At 71.5% G+C, this 17,658-nt stretch carries 11 protein-coding genes; 10 read left to right on the top strand and 1 reads right to left on the bottom strand.

The features are described 5' to 3' along the window. The first annotated feature begins 86 nt into the window (after positions 1 to 86). The 10 genes from eccE (at position 87) to ABZV77_RS18485 (ending at position 16,635) form a co-directional block, all read left to right on the top strand. Positions 87 to 1,421 (top strand): type VII secretion protein EccE, encoded by a 1,335-nt coding sequence (eccE, locus tag ABZV77_RS18530; RefSeq protein WP_356257511.1) that lies wholly within the window; start codon positions 87 to 89, stop codon positions 1,419 to 1,421. 95 nt (positions 1,422 to 1,516) lie between these two features. After that, positions 1,517 to 2,239: a hypothetical protein gene (locus ABZV77_RS18525; protein ID WP_356257508.1), complete on the top strand. Its 723-nt coding sequence runs from the start codon at positions 1,517 to 1,519 to the stop codon at positions 2,237 to 2,239. 296 nt (positions 2,240 to 2,535) lie between these two features. After that, a complete protein-coding gene (locus tag ABZV77_RS18520; RefSeq protein WP_356257505.1) occupies positions 2,536 to 6,165 on the top strand; it encodes an SCO5717 family growth-regulating ATPase in 3,630 nt (1,209 codons plus the stop codon). Positions 6,166 to 6,717: 552 nt separating this feature from the next. Beyond that, entirely contained in the window at positions 6,718 to 8,640 is a 1,923-nt protein-coding gene (locus ABZV77_RS18515; protein WP_356257502.1) for an ABC transporter substrate-binding protein, read from the top strand. Positions 8,641 to 8,643: 3 nt separating this feature from the next. Then, a complete protein-coding gene (locus ABZV77_RS18510; protein WP_356257499.1) occupies positions 8,644 to 9,738 on the top strand; it encodes an ABC transporter permease in 1,095 nt (364 codons plus the stop codon). Further along, the gene (locus ABZV77_RS18505; protein ID WP_356257496.1) at positions 9,735 to 10,685 is read left to right on the top strand and encodes an ABC transporter permease; all 951 of its coding nucleotides are present in this window, start codon (positions 9,735 to 9,737) and stop codon (positions 10,683 to 10,685) included. The genes ABZV77_RS18510 and ABZV77_RS18505 overlap by 4 nt, the downstream gene beginning before the upstream one ends. Before the next feature lie 14 nt (positions 10,686 to 10,699). Further along, entirely contained in the window at positions 10,700 to 11,746 is a 1,047-nt protein-coding gene (locus ABZV77_RS18500) for an ABC transporter ATP-binding protein (protein ID WP_356257669.1), read from the top strand. Positions 11,747 to 11,775: 29 nt separating this feature from the next. Then, positions 11,776 to 12,786 (top strand): ABC transporter ATP-binding protein, encoded by a 1,011-nt coding sequence (locus ABZV77_RS18495; RefSeq protein ID WP_356257493.1) that lies wholly within the window; start codon positions 11,776 to 11,778, stop codon positions 12,784 to 12,786. A 152-nt stretch (positions 12,787 to 12,938) separates the two neighbouring features. Beyond that, entirely contained in the window at positions 12,939 to 13,277 is a 339-nt protein-coding gene (locus tag ABZV77_RS18490) for a trypco2 family protein (protein WP_356257490.1), read from the top strand. A gap of 16 nt (positions 13,278 to 13,293) precedes the next feature. Then, positions 13,294 to 16,635 (top strand): tetratricopeptide repeat protein, encoded by a 3,342-nt coding sequence (locus ABZV77_RS18485; protein ID WP_356257488.1) that lies wholly within the window; start codon positions 13,294 to 13,296, stop codon positions 16,633 to 16,635. A 33-nt stretch (positions 16,636 to 16,668) separates the two neighbouring features. Here the strand turns inward: ABZV77_RS18485 and ABZV77_RS18480 are convergent, their stop codons facing one another. Further along, positions 16,669 to 17,622 (bottom strand): bifunctional riboflavin kinase/FAD synthetase, encoded by a 954-nt coding sequence (locus ABZV77_RS18480; protein WP_356257485.1) that lies wholly within the window; start codon positions 17,620 to 17,622, stop codon positions 16,669 to 16,671. Positions 17,623 to 17,658: the final 36 nt, after the last annotated feature.

Genomic DNA, 17,658 nt, shown 5'->3' with positions numbered 1-17,658 from the left:
TCGGGCGTGCGCAGGGGGTAGGGCACCGAGACGCTCAAGCCCCCTGCTCATCAAGGGGATTCGCCGGATTCGGGGGGTATGGAGTGATGGCTGCGGGTACGCGGAACAGACCGCGGGCACGTGTGCGCACCCAGCCTTCCGGACCCCACGGCTCCCCGGCCGGACCGGAGGGGCCGGGCGCGTCCGCCGGTCGTGGCCCCGCATCCGTTCAACTCCGCTTGCGGGCACAGCAGTACGGTTCGTTCCGGCTGCAACAGCTCATTCTCGTCGAGGTCGCCGCCGCCCTGCTCCTCGCCGCCTGGGCCGTCGACCAACTCCTCGCGCTCCCGGCCCTCCTGGTGTCCACGGCACTGCTTCTTCTGGCGCTCGTACGCCGACGGGGGCGCTCCCTGCCCGACTGGCTGGGCACGGCAAGGGCGTTGCGCACACGGCAGAGGCGAGCCGCGAGCACCGCGGTGCGTCCCGGCACCGAACCGGGGCTCGCACCGGCCGTCGAGTGTGATCCCGCGTTGCGGACCTACGCCTACGGCGACAAGGACCGCCGCTCCGTGGGCATCGTCGGGGACGGCACCTTCGTGACCGTCGTGCTCCAAGTGGAGTCGGAGGCGACCTCGTTGCGAGCCGACCGGCGCCAACGCCCTCTGCCCTTGCGGCTCGTGGCGGACGCGCTCGAAGTCGACGGCATCCAGCTGGAGTCCGCGCAGGTCGTGCTGCACACTCAGCCCGCACCCGCGCTGCACCTGCCGCAGGATTCGGTCGCCGTCGGCAACTACGCGCCCTTGCAGGCGCAGACCGGGACCCCTGCGGTACGGATCACCTGGATCGCCCTCAAGCTCGACCCGGAGCTCTGCCCGGAGGCCGTGACGGCACGCGGAGGAGGGCTGCTCGGCGCCCAGAAGTGTGTGGTGCGAGCCGTCGATCAGCTGGCAAGTCGGCTGACGGGGGCGGGTTTCCGGGTCACGGTGCTCAACGAGGAGGAGCTGACGTCCGCCATCGCCACATCCGCGGGCGCCAATCCCCTGGTCACGGCCCAGGCGGGGCGTGTCGACGCGCCTGAGCGCCGGACCGAGGAAACGGCGCGGTCGTGGCGCTGCGACAACCGCAGGCACACGACGTACTGGGTGCGGCGCTGGCCGCAGCTCGGTGGTTCCGCGGGTCAGCCCCTCCCGCAGCTCGTGGCCTCGCTCACCGCGGTACCGGCGCTGGCGACCACGTTCAGCCTGACGCTGCGGCGCGACGACCGCCGGGAGGTGTCGCTGTGCGGGCACATGCGCGTGACGGGGCGCGGTGACGCCGAACTCGTCTCCGCACGACGTGCGTTGGAGCACGTTGCGCGACAGGCGAGGATCGGCCTCGTGCGGCTCGACCGTGAACAGCTGCCCGGAACTCTTGCCACTCTGCCGCTCGGGGGCACGCGCTGATGACCGCACTTGGACCTGTGCCGGGGGCTGGGACCGGGCCTGCGCCTGCACCCGCGCCCGGGGCGCCCGCGCGATCCGGGGAACCTGATCCTTCGATGGCGGTTCGCGCCCGGCAGCGGATCCGTTCGGGGTTCGGGCTGATCGGGCCGCGGCACCCCCGGCATGCGCTTCCCCTGGAGTCACTGCCCGAGCTCGACCTCCCCATCGGGGACGACGGCGTCGTCATAGGCGTCGACGCCGACGGCAGTCCTGCCGTGCTCGGCGTCAACCGGCCCACTCCGTACGACATGGTCTTCATCGGCGGGCTGTGGACAGCGCAGGTCATCGCCTTACGGGCCGCCGCGACCGGGGCGCGCGTTGCGGTGGAGACCGGGCGGGCCGGGGCGTGGGCGCAGTTGGTGCAGGCGCTCGGGGTCGGGCAGAGCGGGATGGCCGTGCACGACGTGGGGCGGGTGCCGCCGCAGGGGGCCTCCGCGGGGAGTCCGGTGCTCGTCGTGCGGGACTGCGGGATGCGGCCTCCTCGGGGGCGGGTCGCCTCCGCGCCCTGGCAGTCCGTGCTGACGGTGCTGCCCTATCTGAGTCCCGTCGCGCCGCGGCTCGTACGGCAGGCGCGGCTGGTGGGCGTGCAGCGGGTGTCGCCGGACGAAGCGGCGCAGATCGGGCGGCTGCTCGGGCTGCCGGGCGGGGATGTGGATTCGCTGCCGACGCTGGCGGACGGGGTGACCCTGTGGTGCGCCGATCGGGACCGGCAGTACGTGATGACGCAGGCCACCGATGCCGAGACCGGATTGTTGGGTACCGCTCGACGGATGGACTGACGGCCCTGGGCATTGAGTAATTCGGGGTGTGGTGTCGGCCGTTGGGTGATTTGTCCGTCACGGTTTGATGTACGTGGAACGCTCCCGGGTGGGGCGTGACGCAACGGACAGCATTGGTGGGGTGGACTGCCCTGCCGTGCTCGTGGTTTTGGTGATTAGGCTGGGACAGGGCGCGACGCCAGAACCCTCGAGCGGGTCGTGCGCGTCCCTCTACGGGGAGAGCCAGGCGGATCGGACGACAGGAACGGTCGCCCCCCACCACGGCACGAGGGTGCTCGACCACATCAGGAGGCATTGTGAACAGCGATCGGGACGAGATCCGCGGGGGCTGGGACTCACCCGTCGATGATCAGTCCGACGCGGAGTCCGCTGCCGAGACGACGGGCGAGTTCACCATCGACTACGCCCCGCCCGCCTGGTACACGCAGAACGCTTCGGGCACTGCGGGTGAGACGCCTTCGGCGCCGCCCGTTTCCACGCCGCCTGTCTCTACGCCGCCGGTCTCCACGCCGCCCGCCTCCGCGCCCACGCCGCCTGTTCCGCCCGTTTCCGCTCCGGTGGATTCTGGTTCGGCAGATTCCACGGGATCGGGTTCCGGTTCGGCGGATTCCACCGGAGCGGGTTCCGGTTCGGATGCTCCGGCCGCCGCCGCTGCCGCGCCGCCGCCCGCCATGCCGTCCTTCTCCGCTCCGCCGCCTCCGCCGCTGCCTTTGGGTCCGCCTTCGGCGGGTGTTCCGGGTGCGGTGCCGAAGTTGCCCGTGGGGAGTGGGTTCCAGCCTGCCGCCTCGGATTCCGTGGACGCGGCGGACGACGCAGGCAATGAAGACAATGTGGATGACGCGGAGGAGACGGGCGCCGGGGGTGCTCCCGCCGCTCCCTTCGTGCCTTCCATCGTGCCGCCGGTGGCTTCCGGTGGTGGGGTCTCCGACTGGAGCGGGGCCCTTGCCGGGCCTGCCGCTTCCGTGCACGTGACCGGTGTCGTGCCGAAGAACGAGGTGGACGCCCTCGCGGAGGCTCGGGGTCGCGCCGAGGACAAGGAAGAGGAAAAGGGCGAGGACGAGGGTGTCTCTCCCGCTGAGCGGCCGGTCGTCGAGCCCGTCGCCGAGAGTCTCGGCAGTGGTGATCTTGAGAGCGGCGCCACCATGCGGTTCTCCGCCCGCGCCCTGAAGCGGGAGATCGAGGAGCGGGCCGTCGCGGCCGATGCCGCGGAGGCGCCATCGAGTGATGGTGATGGTGATGACGCCGGGGAGGAAACGGGGCTCCGTGGCGTGGACGAACCCGATGAGGACCGGGACTCGGACGACGGTGAGCAGTCTGCCGCCCAGCAGGGCCTGGACAGCGGTACGGACGCTGACGATGACTCCGTCTCCGTAACCGAGGAAGTCGGTTCGTCCGGCTCCGAGGAATCCGCGCCGCAGGATGCCGTGGCCGCCGCGGCTGACGACGCCGTGCAGGACTCGGCGCCGTCCCCGTGGCCCCCGCCGCCCTCGCCGCAGGACGTGCTGCCGCCGTTGCCGCCCGCGTTCCAGCCCGCGGCTCCGGCCTCCGCGCCGCAGTGGCCCGTGCCTACGCCGACTGCGCCTCCCGCGCAGCAGCAGCCGGTGCAGCCCACGGCGCCCGAGCCCGCGCAGGCGCAGACCCCGCCGGGTCAGCCGCAGGCTCCGCAGCCCGCGCCGGGCGCCTGGCCCGCGTCGACGCCCACGGCTCCGCCCGCCCCGGCCGCCCCTGGCGCGCCGTTCGCCCCCGCGCCGCCCGCGCAGAACACAGCGCCGGAGCCGTCGCAGGGTGGCTACGGATTCCCGCAGTCCGCCCCCGCCGCCCCCGGCGGGCCGTTCGCACCGACCCCGCCCGCCCAGAACCCGACGCCGGAGCCGTCGCAGGGTGGCTACGGGTTCCCGCAGGCGCCCGCGCCTGCCGCCCCCGGCGCCCCCTTCGCTCCCGCCCCGCCCGCGCAGAACTCCGCACCGGAGCCGTCGCAAGGTGGCTACGGGTTCCCGCAGGCGTCCACGCCCGCCGCCCCCGGCGCACCGTTCACACCGGCCCCGCCCGCCCAGAACACGGCACCGGCCGCACCCGCGCCTGCCGCTCCGGAGCCGTCCCAGGGCGGCTACGGGTTCCCGCAGTCCGCCCCCGCCACCCCTGGCGCACCCTTCGCACCGGCCCCGCCCCCGCAGAACTCCGCTCCCGCTCCGGTCGCCCCTGAAGCGCCCGGCCAGGGCAGTGGGTACGGGTTCCCGCAGGCGCCCGCGCCCCAGAGTCAGCAGCCGGTTCAGCCGGGGCAGCCTGGCCAGCACGTTCAGCCAGGGCAACCGATTCAGCCCGGGCAACCGGGGCAGCCGTTCCCCGGGCAGCCGCAGGCTCCTGGGCAGCAGGCGGTTCCGGGCGCGCAGCCCCTTCCGCACCAGCAGCCTCAGGCCCCGCAGCCTCAGGCACCTCAGCCCCCGGCCCCGCAGCCCCAGGCACCCCAGCAGTACGCCCCCCAGCAGCAGCCGCAGGCACCTCAGCAGCCCCAGCCCCAGCCCCAGGATCCGCAGGCGCAGCAGGCGCAAGGGCCCATCGACCCCCGCACCGGCGCCGCCTGGCCGCAGGCCGTGCAGCACGATCAGCGGGAACGTACGAACCCCGGGGCCCCGCTCGGTTACACCGCCGCCGTCGAGCTCTCCTCCGACCGGCTGCTGCGCAACAACAAGCAGAAGGCCAAGAGCAGTCGGCCCGCGGGCGGTTCGCGGTTCAAGCTCGGCGGCAAGAAGGAAGAAGCCGAGCGGCAGCGCAAGCTGGAACTCATCCGGACGCCGGTGCTCTCCTGCTACCGGATCGCCGTCATCAGCCTGAAGGGTGGCGTCGGCAAGACGACCACCACCACCGCGCTGGGCTCCACCCTCGCCACCGAGCGCCAGGACAAGATCCTCGCGATCGACGCCAACCCCGACGCCGGTACGCTCGGCCGACGCGTGCGGCGCGAGACCGGGGCCACCATTCGTGACCTCGTCCAGGCGATCCCGTACATCAACTCGTACATGGACATCCGCCGCTTCACCTCGCAGGCGCCGTCCGGGCTCGAGATCATCGCCAACGACGTCGACCCGGCCGTGTCGACCACGTTCAACGACGAGGACTACCGGCGCGCGATCGACGTACTCGGGAAGCAGTACCCGATCATCCTGACCGACTCCGGTACGGGGCTGCTGTACAGCGCCATGCGAGGGGTCCTCGACCTCGCCGATCAGCTGATCATCATCTCCACGCCGTCCGTGGACGGTGCGAGCAGCGCCTCGACGACGCTGGACTGGCTGTCCGCGCACGGGTACGCCGACCTCGTCTCGCGGTCCATCACCGTCATCTCCGGTGTGCGCGAGACCGGCAAGATGATCAAGGTCGACGACATCGTGTCGCACTTCGAGACGCGGTGCCGGGGCGTTGTCGTCATCCCCTTCGACGAGCACCTCGCCGCGGGCGCGGAGGTCGACCTCGACATGATGCGGCCGAAGGTCCGGGAGGCCTACTTCAACCTCTCCGCGATGGTCGCCGAGGACTTCTCGCGGGCTCAGCAGCAGCAGGGGCTGTGGACGTCGGACGGGAATCCGCCGCCGCATCTGGCTCCGCCGATGCCGGGGCAGCAGGTGCCTCAGCCCCCGGCGCAGCCGTACGCTCCGGGGCAGCCGCAGCCGCAGCCGTACGCTCCTCAGCAGCCTCAACCGCCGCAGCAGCCGCAGCCGCCACAGCAGCCCCAGCACGGTCAGCAGCCCTACCCGCAGCAGCCGGGTGCCCCGCAGGGGTGGCAGACGCAGCCGCCGCAGCAGGGTCAGCCGCCCCAGCAGCCGCGGCCGCCCCAGCCCCAGGACGGGCAAGCGCCCCCGCCCGCTCAGCCCGGGGCACCGTTCCAGCCCGGCGCGCCGTTCCAGCAGCCGCCGCCCCCGCAGCAGTAGCGCTAGCAGTAGCAATAGCTGCCGACAGCAGCCAAGTGGGCCCGCACCGTTCCCCGGTGCGGGCCCACCGGCGTTCACGCCCCCGTTCGCCGCGCCCGGCACCGTGGGCTGTGCCCACCCGTTCCGCCGTGCGGAACGCCTGCCCACAGCGGGGGCGACCTCGACACCCGCACCCGCACCCGCACCCGCACCCGCAGGAACAGCAAGCGCAACGACCGCACCCACACCACCCCCCACAACAGCCGAACCACCACTCCCCCCCCGACAGCCGAACCACCCTCACCCAACCGCCAGGTCAAGTCCCCCCTCCCCCCGCCGTCACCCCCTCACCAGCCATGCGTCAGTGGTCTTGACCAATGCGGACCAGATCCCGGTCAACTCGTTATTTCCGCAGGCCACATGGGGTTCACACGCCGTTGACGCGCGCAGACCGGCGCTGGTAAACACACAGCAACCAGCTGACGTTCCTTGATCAACCAACGTGCAACCAAACGTGCAACCAATGTGCAACCAGCCATCCCTGCGCGAGCGATGACGCGAGGTCACCGACCCATGGACACACAAGATCAGCACGGCAGATCAGCAGTACCCCGGACAGCAGCACCGCACGCAGCACCGCACGCAGCACCGCACCGCCCCCGTCCCCGACCCCGCGGCCGACTGCGGCTCGTGCTCGCCGGTGGGGCCGCCGCGTTCACTCTGACGGCCGGTCTCGCCACACCGCTCAACCTGGCCCCGCAGCAGGCACAGGCCAAGGCCGATGACGGCAAGAAGGTCCTCACCGTCGCCGTGGCGCAGAGCGTCGACTCGCTCAGCCCGTTCCTCGCCCAGCGGCTGCTCAGCACCAGCATCCACCGGTTGACGTACGAGTACCTGACGAACTACGACCCGAAGGACAACAAGGCGATCCCGGGGTTCGCCACCAAGTGGGAGCCTTCCGCCGACAAGCTGACCTGGACGTACACCATCCGGGGCGACTCCAAGTGGTCGGACGGCGAGCAGGCGACCGCCGAGGACGCGGCGTGGACGTTCAACAAGGTGATGTCCAAGGAGGGCACCGCCACCGCGAACTCGAACTTCGTCACCAACTTCAAGAAGGTGACCGCGCCCAGCCCCACCAAGCTGGTCATCGAGCTGAAGAAGCCGCAGGCCACCATGGCCGCCCTCGATGTGCCGATCGTTCCCAAGCACGTCTGGGAGAAGGTCGACGACATCTCGAAGTTCAACAACGACAAGATGCCCGTCGTCGGCAACGGCCCGTTCGTCCTGACGGACTACAAGGTCGACCAGTACGTGAAGTTGAAGGCCAACAAGGACTTCTGGCGCGGTTCCGCCAAGTTCGACGAGCTGGTCTTCAAGACGTACAAGGACCAGGACGCCGCCGTCTCCGCCCTCAGGAAGGGCGAGGTCTCGTTCGTGGCCGGGCAGCCCGCGCTCACTCCCGCGCAGGCCGCGTCCCTCAAGAACGAGGACAACATCAAGGTGAACGAGGGGCCGGGGCGGCGCTTCTTCGCCCTTGCCACCAACCCGGGCGCCAAGACCCTCGACGGCAAGAAGTTCGGCGACGGGCATCCGGCGCTCCTGGACAAGAAGGTCCGCCAGGCGCTCTTCCTCTCCGTGAACCGTGAGGCGCTCGTCGACAAGGTCTTCCAGGGCCACGCCGTCGAGGGCGCGGGATACATTCCGCCGCGCTTCTCCGAGTACGCCTGGAAGCCGTCCGCGGACCAGGAGATGAAGTACGACCCGAAGCGCGCCGCCGCGCTCCTCGACGAGGCGGGCTACAAGAAGAACAGTGACGGCAAGCGGGTCGGGAAGGACGGGAAGCCTCTCGACTTCCGCATCCTCTGCCACGCCACCGACCCCAACGACAAGGCCGTGGGGAAGTATCTGAAGGAGTGGTGGGGGGACCTGGGCATCGGGCTCAAGGTCAACTGTCTGGACGACGTCTCCGTGCCCTGGTACGCGGGCGAGTACGACCTCGCCTTCGACGGGTGGTCCGTCAACCCCGACCCCGACTTCGTGCTCGGCATCCACACCTGCTCCGCACTGCCGGTGAAGGCCAAGGAGAGCGCGGCCACGGACAACTTCATCTGCGACAAGAAGTTCGACAGCCTGTACGACAAGCAGCTCGCCGAGTACGACCAGGGCAAGCGTGCCGACGTCGTGAAGCAGATGGAGTCCTGGCTGTACGACTCCGGGTACATGAACGTCCTCCTGTACCCGAACGCCGTCGAGGCCTACCGCACCGACCAGATCAAGTCCATCACCACCATGCCGACGGCCGCGGGCAACATCTACGGCCAGGACGGATATTGGAGCTGGTGGTCGGCCGTGCCCGCGGATGGGAAGAGTTCCTCCAAGGACGGCAGCTCGACCGGTGTCATCATCGGTATCGCCGCTGCCGCGGTGGTGCTCGTGGGCGGCGGAGTCCTGTTCGCCCTGCGCCGCCGTTCTACCGCAGAGGACCGCGAGTAACGCATGACCGCTGACAGCAATCCCGCACTGCTCGACACCGAGGGCCCCCAGGGCCCCGGGGCCGACGGCGACCCGGCTCCGGCCGGGGCGGCGTCGGCCCGCGGGCTCCGGGCCCGCAACACCCGCGCCTACCTCCTCTATGTGGCGGGCAAGATCGGCGGCGCGGTCGTGTCGCTGTTCGCCGTGCTCGTCACCAGCTTCTTCCTGTTCCGGCTGATCCCCGGCGACCCCGTCAAGCAGATGACGGGCGGCAAGCGCGTCTCGGCGGAGCAACTCGCCGCGATGCGCAAGGAGTTCGGCCTCGACAAGTCGGTCATGGCCCAGTTCTGGGACTACACCGGCAATGTCCTGAGCGGCGACTTCGGCACGTCGTACCAGTTCCACGCCCCCGTGATGGACAAGATCACGGAGGCGCTCCCCGCGACGCTCCTGCTCACCGGAACGGCGTACGTCCTCTACACGCTCATCGGCATCTGGCTCGGCACGCGCACGGCCTGGCGCAACGGCAAGCTCGGCGACCGCCTCAACACCGGGCTCGCCCTGACGCTGTACTCCGTGCCGTCGTTCTGGCTGGGGCTGCTGCTGATCATCACCTTCTCGGTGGGCATCGGGCCGATCCCCGGGATGTTCCCGACCGGTGGCCTGGAGTCCGGGGGCGAGACCGGCTTCGCGTACGTCGTCGACGTCGCGCACCACATGGTGCTTCCCGTCATCACCCTGGTCGCCGTCGGGTATGCGCAGACCCTGCTCGTGATGCGGTCCTCGCTCCTGGACGAGATGGGCAGCGACTATCTGACGACCGCGCGGGCGAAAGGGCTCAGGGACGATCTCGTACGGCGTCGGCACGCCGTGCCCAACGCGCTGCTGCCGACCGTCACGCTGATGTTCGTCAACCTCGGCACGGTCGTGGCGGGCGCCATCCTCGTCGAGACCGTGTTCTCCTGGCCGGGCCTCGGCGGGCTCTTCTACCAGGCGCTGAGCGTGCCCGACCTGCCGCTGGTGCAGGGGCTGTTCTTCGTCTTCTCCGTCGCGGTGATCCTGATGAACACCCTGGCCGACGTGATCTATCCGCTGCTCGATCCCCGGGTGGGCCGATGACGACCGAATCCGCACCGACCGATCCGACGTCGGCCACCCCGGCACCGCCCGCCGCCAAGAGCGCGCGGTCACTCGCCTGGACCAGGCGCAGGCACTCCGCCGTGCGCTTCTGGCGCGAGTACCGCACGCACCGCGCCGGGCTAGTCGGCCTCGCCGTGCTCGTCCTGATCACCCTGGCCGCGGTCTTCGCGCCGCTGCTCGTCGGCTCCGACGCGCAGAGCGTGACCGCGGCGCCGGGCAAGCCGATGGAGTCGCCGAGCGGGGAATTCCCGCTGGGAACCGACCAGTTCGGGCGCGACCTGCTGGGCCTGCTCGTGTGGGGCGCGCGCATGTCGCTGACCGTGGGGCTGCTCGCCGCCGTGCTCTCGGTGGCCATCGGCACGCTCGTCGGGATCACTGCGGGGCACTTCAAGGGCTGGTACGCCACCGTGATCATGCGCATCACCGACTGGTTCCTGGTGATGCCGACGCTCGTGCTCGCCATCGCGCTCGCCGCGGTGATGTCCGGCACGGTCTGGACGATCATCCTGGCGATCGGCGTGACGACCTGGCCGACCACGGCACGCCTGGTCAGGGCCCAGACCCTCGCCGTGGAGTCGCGCCCCTACATCGAGCGGGCGCAGGCCCTCGGCGGCGGCCACGGCCACATCATGGCCCGGCACGTCCTGCCCAACGTCATGCCGCTCGTCCTCGCGCAGACCACACTGGTCATCTCCAGCGCCATCCTCACCGAGGCCACCCTCGCCTTCCTCGGTCTCGGCGATCCGACGAACGTCTCGTGGGGCGGCCTGCTGCAGGACGCACGCGAGGCGGGCGCGGTCAGCGCCGGGCACTGGTGGTACCTCGCCCCGCCCGGTCTCGCCATCGCGGTCGTCGCCCTGGCGTTCACCCTGTGCGGCCGTGCCGTGGAATCCGTGCTCAACCCCAGGCTGGGGGCCTCCCGTTGACCGACAAGACCCAGTTGACCGACGACACCCCGTCGGCCGACACGACCCAAGCGAGCCCGCAGCGCCTGCTCGACGTACGCGAACTCGAAGTGACGTACGCCAACGGGGCCGCCGCGGTCCGCGGTGTGAACCTCCACGTCGACGCGGGCCAGAAGCTGGGCGTGGCGGGCGAGTCCGGCTGCGGCAAGTCCACGCTCGCGCTCGCCCTGCTGCGGCTGCTTCCCGCGGGCACCAAGGTGTCCGGTGAGATCCTGCTGGACGGCGAGGACATCCTCACCATGAAGTGGGGGCGGGTCCGCGCGGTGCGCTGGGCCGGTGCCTCGATCGTCTTCCAGGGCGCGATGCACTCGCTGAACGCCGTGCACCGCATCGGCGACCAGATCGCCGAGCCGATCCTGCTGCACAAGAAGGCGACGCAGGCGGGCGCGAAGACCAAGGTCGGCGAGCTCCTCGAACACGTGGGGCTGCCCGCCGCCCGCGCGGAGGCCTATCCGCACGAGCTGTCCGGCGGCCAGCGCCAGCGCGTGATGATCGCGATGGCGCTCGCCTGCGACCCGCGGCTGATCATCGCCGACGAGCCGACCACCGCGCTCGACGTGATGATCCAGGCCCAGATCCTGCGTCTGATCGAGCAGTTGGTGGCCGAGCAGGACCTCGGCCTGATGATGATCAGCCACGACCTGGCGGTGCTCTCCGACACCTGCGACCGGCTCGCCGTGATGTACGCGGGCCGCGTCGTCGAGGAGGGCCCGGCCTCCGAGGTCTACGAGAACGCCCGGCACCCGTACGGAAAGGCCCTGTCGGCGGCCTTCCCGCGCATCGGCGACATCACGTCGCGGTTCGCCCCGCGCGGTCTGCCGGGCGATCCGCCCGACCCGTCCGCGCTCCCCACGGGCTGTACGTTCCACCTCCGCTGCCCGGTCGCCCTCGACTCCTGCACCACGGAGGACCAGGCCCTGCGGGACGCGGGACCGCACCACCGCGCGGCCTGCGTCCACGCGGGCGCGCCGCTGCCCGCGCAGCCCACGTCGGCGCCCGTGACGGCGGAGCGCACCCCGTGACCGAGAGCCCCCGCGAAGAGGAACCGCGCATGACCACGCAGGAACCAGGCACGACCGCGCCGGGAACCGATGGCGCGCTGCTGACCGCCGACGGCCTGCACATCGCCTTCCCCGGCCGCCGCGGCGGACCGACCGCACGCGCGGTGGACGGCGTCGACCTCGACATCAAGGGCGGGGAGATCGTCGCCCTGGTCGGCGAGTCGGGCTGCGGCAAGACGACGCTGGCCCGTTCGCTGCTCGGCCTGGTGCCGCCGACGTCGGGCAAGGTCACGTTCGGCGGCAAGCCGCTGGACTACTCGGGCCGCGCCCTCAAGGCGTACCGCAAGCGGGTCCAGCTGGTCCTCCAGGACCCCAGCGGGTCGCTCAACCCGCGGCACACGGTGTACGACGCCGTGGCGGAGGGGCTGCGCATCCACGGGTACGCGGGTGACGAGCGGGAAGCGGTCGCCGGGGCCCTCTCCCGGGCCGGTCTGCGCCCGCCGGAGCGCTTCTTCCTGCGCTATCCGCACGAGCTGTCGGGCGGCCAGCGCCAGCGCGTGGTCATCGCGGGCGCGCTGGTCCTCGAACCCGAACTCATCGTCGCCGACGAGCCGGTGGCCTCCCTCGACGCCTCCGTGCGCGGCGAGATCCTCGCGCTCCTGCTCCGGCTCCGTGACGAACTGGGCCTCTCCGCGCTGGTGGTGACGCACGACCTGGGCCTCGCCTGGAACATCGCGGACCGCGTCGCGGTGATGTACCTGGGCCGGATCGTGGAGACGGGCACGGTCGAGGAGGTGCTGACGTCGCCTCAGCATCCCTACACACAGGCGCTGTTGTCGGTCCTGCCCGAGGCGCCCGGCGATCCCGTCGTCCTCACGGGTGAGCCCCCGGACCCGTCCCGCATCCCCGGCGGCTGCCGGTTCCACGCCCGGTGCCAGGTACTCGCCTCCGGCGAGGCGGAGCGGGCGGGGGTGGCGGACCGCTGCCGCGGCGAGGATCTGGCCGTACTGTCCGGCGGGAGCGGGACACAGGTCGCCTGCCACTGGGCGCGGGCGCGCTAGCGCGCCACGGAAACGGGCCGAGGACCGCGCGGGCGTGCGCCACGGCCCGCACTCGGGCCCGGTACGGCGGCTTCCTCGCCGCACCCTCACGAGCGACGCCGGCACCGTAAAGTGTGCCGACTGCACACGCGTGGCGAGGAGTTGGGGGAAAGATGAGTGAGCCCATCGGGGTCGGCGAGGCCGTGCAGGCGCTCCGGGACGAGCTGCTGGAAGCGGCCGTCGCGGGCGTCGGCAGCAACGTGCAGTTCGAAGTCGGCCCCATCGAGCTGGAGTTCGCGGTCACTCTCACCAGGGAGGCCACCGCCAAGGTGGGCCTCGGGCGGGTGCTGAGCACGGTGGTATCGGCGGGCGCCTCCGGACGGCTCGCGAAGGAGGACGTGCACCACGTGAAGCTCGTCCTCACCCCGAAGGACCGAACCGGCAACCCGCTGCTGATCAGCAACGAGGATCCGCCGGAGACCGGCAGCCTTGAACCCTCCTTCGGGCGCTGAGAAGCAGCCGCCCGACATGCAGGAAAGACACCGGACCGCCGTGGTGCGGGCGGCGGGACAGGGGTCGGGTCATCTGCTCGCACCACGCCTCGTCCTCACCGCGCAGCACGTCCTGGGGGGCCGCGCGGACGCGACGGTGCAGGTGCCCGGGAGCGGACCCGTCCCCTGCCGAGTGGTCTGGTCGCGCTCCGACGGGCCCTACGACACCGCCCTGTTGCTGGCCGAGCAGGACCTGACGAGCGACCTCGCCCCCGTGCGCTGGGGCAGATTGGTGACGCAGGACCCGGCGGACGTGTGGATCCGGGGGTACACGGGTCATTCGGGGCGTGCGGGAAACCTGGGATCGACGTCGTTCGTCGGCGTGCTCGACCCCATGGAGGCCGTCGAGTCCGACCGCTACGTCCTGAGCCTGACCGGCACTCCCCCGCTCGGATCCGCGCGAGTCTCGCCCTGGGCGGGCCTGTCGGGCGGCGCCGTGTGGTGTGCGGGCACGCTGGTGGGTGTCGCCGTCGCCGACCTGCCGGGCTGGCAGCACAGCAGGATCGAGGCAGTCCCCAGCTACGTCCTCTTCGCCGACGAAGAATTCCGCGAACTGGTGCGCCTGCACACGGGGGCGACCATCCACCTCGAACCCGCCGAGTTCGCCGACCACACCGAATCCGTCGAACCGCTCGTGCCGCGGTCCGCCGCCACACTGCTCCACCCCAGAGCGGAGACCGTACGGTTCACCGGACGCCATGAACTCCTCGGCGACATGGTGGCATGGAGCACCGCGCACGACGACCTGTCGATGGCGCTCCTCACCGGGGCCGGCGGCGCCGGAAAGAGCCGCCTCGCCCGCGAGCTCGGCCACCGGCTCGCCGCGCACCGGTACGCGGTGGTGCACCTGAGGCGGGGCAGCGGACTCGACCAGCACCGCCTGCTCGCCGGTGCGACGGCCCCCGTCCTCCTCGTGATCGACTACGCGGAGAGCCGGGTGGAAGAGGTGGGAAAACTCCTCCAGCACCTGGGGCGGCGGATGAGCGGGGCCCCGGTCAGGGTGCTGCTCGTCGCACGAGCCGTCGGCCAGTGGTGGGAGGAGCTGCGCTCTCTCGGCGGGGCGGAGGCGGCCGACACGACGGCGCAAGCCCGGCGCTGGTCGATCCTGGACACGGCGTCGCTGGGCGTGGCCGAGGACGAGATCTTCCGTACGGCGGTGGAGGACCTGACGAGGGGCGCCGCGGCACTGGGGCTCGCGCTGTCGGCCCAGACGCCGGGCGGCGCGCCTCCCGAGCGGCCCGGGATGCCCCCGCGCCCGCACCGGACCGTCCTCGACATCCACATGGCGGCCCTCGCGAGCGTGCTGGCGCCGAGCGCCCAAGTCCCGGTACGGCACGCCCAGGAGGCGCTCCTCGACCACGAGTCGGCGTACTGGCGGGAGACCTCGCGTCGCGCCCCGATCGGTGTGCTCGGTGACGCCGCGCTGCGCAACGCGGTGGTCACGGCCACGCTGGTGGGCCCGGTGCCGGGTTCGCGCGCCCACGCGATGCTCGCCCGGGTGCCGCGCGTCGGCGACCACCCGGAGTCGGTGCGGCGGGCGGTGGCGGACTGGCTCCACGAGCTCTACCCCCGCCCCGACTCCGCCGACGGCGGCACGTCGTGGCAGTGGGGCCCCCTGCAGCCCGATCCCCTGGGTGAGTTCCTCGTGGGCAGGCGGGTGGCCGCCGAGCCGGAGATCTTTCTGCGTCTGCTGCCGGTGCTCGACGGACGGGAGACGGTGAACGCACTCCTCGTCCTGAGCCGGGCCGCGGCGCAGACCGGGTCCGAGCCCCTGGCGGACGTCCTGCGCACCGCCGTCCGCTCCCACCCGGCACGCCTGTCGTCCCTGCTCGTGGTGGCGGGGACACGCAGCGCGGAACCCGCGATCCTGATCGCGGCGCTCGACCGGATCCTCGTGGAGGAGCTGCTGCCGCCGGACCGGCTGCTGGATCTGGCGGCCAGGATCCCGCCCCTTACGCGCGCGCTGTCGTCATGGAGCGTCCGCTTGCACGAGAAGCTCCTGCAGGTCGAGCCCGAGCCGACGGCCGCCGACCCGCAACGGCTGCGGGCGGGCGCTCTGCACAATCTGGCCGGACGGCAGCTCGCGGCCCACCGTTACGAGGAGGCACTGGAGGCGGCGACGACCGGGCTGCGACTGCTCGACACCGGAGGCGTCGGCGATTCACTGGTCCGGGGGCTGCTGCTGCACGACCGAGCGGCAGCGCTGGGGAGTCTCGGGCGGGTGGCGGAGGCGGTGCGCGAGGGGCGGCTGAGCGTCGCGCAGTTCGTGACGTTGCAGGTGGCAGGCGGCAAGGACCAGTCGTTCGCGCCGGACGGGCTGGGCGCGGTGCTGAACAATCTCTCCCAGTACCTCGCGGAGACGGGCGACGACGAGGCCGCGCTGGCGGCCGCCCGTAGTTCGGTCCACACACGACGCGAACTCGCCGCACACAACGCCACGTTGTTACCCGATCTGGCCAGGTCGCTCAATACGCTCACGTTGCGCCTCCATGAGGCCGGTGACCTCACCGAAGCGATGGCGGCCGCCGACGAATCCCTGAGCGTCCGCCGGACGGCCGCGCAGGACCATCCGGACGCGTACTTGGAGGAACTCGCCTCGACGTTGAACAACAGGGCGCGGGTCTTCATCGACCTCGGCGATCTCGTCGGTGCGCTGGAAGACGTACGGGAAGACGCGTCGATCAGACGGCAGCTCGCACGCTCCGGGCAGCCACGGTCGAGGGTGCGACTCGTGCGCACGCTGCTCAGACTGGCCGACCTGAGTCTGCAGGCCGGTTCGCCGTCACAGGCACTGGAAGCGGCGGACGAGGCCACCGGCCTGGCGCGCAGACTCGTGGTCGAGGACGGGCGACAGCATCTCCCGCTGCTCGGAGGGGCCTTCCTCATGCAGAGCCGGTCCTTGACCCATGCGTCGCGCGCATCGGTCGCCTACCGGGTGAACATCAAGGCCGCACAGGTGTTCCGCACCGTCCACCACGAGAACCCGGCGGACTTTCTCGGCCTGCTGGACGCCCTGGTCAATCAGGCCCGGTTCATGTCCGCGGCCAAGCGACCGAAGGACGAGGAACAGGCGGCCGCCGAAGCCGTCGCCCTCCTGACCGGCCTGCCCGAGGAGCTGAGGGACGAGCTGAGGGAGAACCTCGCAGCGGCCCACGAGTACCACGCCGGAACCCTCATCGCCCTGAACCGTCCGGCAGCGGCCCGAGAGGCGTGCGATGCCGCGCTGGCCCTGTACCAACAGCTGGCGCGCGAGGACCCGGACCGCTCCCGCACGGAGAGCATCGCGGAGGTGGAGGCGCTCCGGGAGTCGGCGTCCTGACAGCAGAAGCCGAGGCCTCCGGATGGGCGGCGCCTACGCGTTCCGCGCCGCCTCGACCAGTTCGCGGCACTGCTTCACGTCGTCCGCCATGGCAACGAGCAGCGCGTCGATCGAGTCGAACTTGGCCTGGCCGCGCACGAAGGCCAGGAAGTCCACGGCCACGTGCAGCCCGTACAGGTCGAGGCCGACGCGGTCGATCGCGTACGCCTCGACCGTCCGCTCGGTCCCGTCGAACTGCGGGTTCGTGCCGACCGAGATCGCCGCGGGCATCGCCTCGCCCTCGACGTGCAGCCATCCGGCATAGACGCCGTCGGCGGGGACGGCCGTGTGGGGCAGCGTCTCCACATTGGCCGTGGGGAAACCCAGCTCGCGCCCGCGCTGGGCGCCGCGCACCACGACGCCCTCGACACGGTGCGGGCGGCCGAGGATCTCCGCCGCTCCGGTGACGTCGCCCTCGGCGATCAGGCGCCGGGTCAGGGTGGAGGAGAACGGCTCGCCGCCACCCGCCTCGCCGCTCACGTAGAGGTCGATGACGTCGACTTCGTAGTCGTACGTACCGCCGAGCTCGGCCAGGAAGTCGACGTTCCCCGCGGCCTTGTGGCCGAAGCGGAAGTTGGGGCCCTCGACGACCACGCGCGCGTGCAGCTTGTCGACGAGGACCTTGACCACGAACTCGGCGGGCGACAGCTTCGAGAACTCGGTGGTGAAGGGGAGGATCAGGAGCGCGTCCACACCCAGCTCCGCCATCAGCTCGGCGCGCCGGTGGTGCGGGGCGAGCAGCGGCGGGTGGCTGCCGGGGCGCACGACCTCGCTGGGGTGCGGGTCGAAGGTGACGACCACGGCGGGCACGCCGAGCTCACGCGCGTGCTCCACGGCACGCCCGATGATCAGCTGGTGCCCGCGGTGTACGCCGTCGTAGGAACCGATGGTGACGACGCTGCGCCCCCAGTCCTGGGGGATGTCCTCCAAGCCACGCCAGCGCTGCACTTCTTTGCTCCTCGCCGAACCCGTATACGTCACGTA

The organism is Streptomyces sp. NPDC004732 (genome assembly GCF_040609235.1).
Classification (GTDB): domain Bacteria; phylum Actinomycetota; class Actinomycetes; order Streptomycetales; family Streptomycetaceae; genus Streptomyces.
The sequence above is the reverse complement of the archived record's forward strand: the minus strand, read 5'-3'. Positions and strand labels throughout refer to the sequence as shown.

What these genes read in the sequence shown, in the direction of transcription:
- ABZV77_RS18485 (WP_356257488.1), top strand. Translation starts at nt 13,294, where the DNA reads ATGCAGGAAAGACACCGGACCGCCGTGGTGCGGGCGGCGGGACAGGGG.
- eccE (WP_356257511.1), top strand. Translation starts at nt 87, where the DNA reads ATGGCTGCGGGTACGCGGAACAGACCGCGGGCACGTGTGCGCACCCAG.
- ABZV77_RS18505 (WP_356257496.1), top strand. Translation starts at nt 9,735, where the DNA reads ATGACGACCGAATCCGCACCGACCGATCCGACGTCGGCCACCCCGGCA.
- ABZV77_RS18525 (WP_356257508.1), top strand. Translation starts at nt 1,517, where the DNA reads ATGGCGGTTCGCGCCCGGCAGCGGATCCGTTCGGGGTTCGGGCTGATC.
- ABZV77_RS18495 (WP_356257493.1), top strand. Translation starts at nt 11,776, where the DNA reads ATGACCACGCAGGAACCAGGCACGACCGCGCCGGGAACCGATGGCGCG.
- ABZV77_RS18515 (WP_356257502.1), top strand. Translation starts at nt 6,718, where the DNA reads ATGGACACACAAGATCAGCACGGCAGATCAGCAGTACCCCGGACAGCA.
- ABZV77_RS18510 (WP_356257499.1), top strand. Translation starts at nt 8,644, where the DNA reads ATGACCGCTGACAGCAATCCCGCACTGCTCGACACCGAGGGCCCCCAG.
- ABZV77_RS18490 (WP_356257490.1), top strand. Translation starts at nt 12,939, where the DNA reads ATGAGTGAGCCCATCGGGGTCGGCGAGGCCGTGCAGGCGCTCCGGGAC.